This is a genomic window from Synechococcus sp. RC10A2 (genome assembly GCF_047502605.1).
Genome location: NZ_JANSHP010000027.1, coordinates 1 through 873, shown reverse-complemented (window position 1 = coordinate 873; position 873 = coordinate 1). Strand labels below are relative to the sequence as shown.

Genomic DNA, 873 nt, shown 5'->3' with positions numbered 1-873 from the left:
TGACCGGGAAGCTGTAGTAGACGTCCACAACGAAGGGGCGAGTATCCCACACTCCATCGTTGTCGGCAGTCACAATTGGCTGGCCAAACACAATACCACCTTTGGCACCCTCCACGAAGAGGTCGGGGAAAACAAAGCCAAGGAGGAAACCGTTAAAGTCTTCCTCTCCCGGATCAACAGTACCAGCCGGTACCACATTGGGCAGGTTGTAATCCACATTGCCAGCCGTAAACCAGCCAGACAAGGTAATGCGAGGGCTGATCTCCCAGTTGGCTGCGAACGTAAAAGCATTCACCCGTGCAGAGACATCTACCCGAGTTCCTCTTACCGGTCCACGGAAGAGACTTTTACCCGTGGCCAGGAAGGTGGGGCCGTCGTTCGCCTGCTGCAGGTAGGTGGAAGCAAATTGGAGGTAGAACTCCAGACCCTTTGTCGGCAAGAAGCCCAGCTCAACGACGTGGGCGCTATCATCACCTGTCAAGCCACTGTCGCCAAAGCCTCTCCCCAAGGCTTGCCCTCTTCTGGTGCTGTAGGCATAGGACAGACGAAACTGGTCACTCAGGCGATAGCGGAAGCCAAATAGGGTTCCGCTGGGCACATCTGCCGTAGAGTTGGGAGCATCGGCAAAGTCCGACAGGGCATCAAAGGGCGTGCTGTACTGCAGAACGCTAGACACCCCTGTACCTGTAATACCTGTGTAGATGGTAGCAGCGCGGTCGAAAGCAGGAAATTGATAAACCAGCTGGGCAAGGGTGAAGGTACCACCCGCACCCCCCTGGAAGCCAACGCCTGGGTCACCCTCAAAGAAGGTGGTTACCGCATCGCGAGCTTGGAGACGAATGCGCAGGCGATCGCGACCCACAAAAGAAGCAT

The 873-nt window shown here is 56.1% G+C and carries 1 pseudogene; it reads right to left on the bottom strand.

Annotated features, from left to right (window positions below):
- Positions 1-676, bottom strand: a pseudogene (locus tag NW848_RS02935) (S-layer protein); the annotation flags it as partial.
- Positions 677-873: the final 197 nt, after the last annotated feature.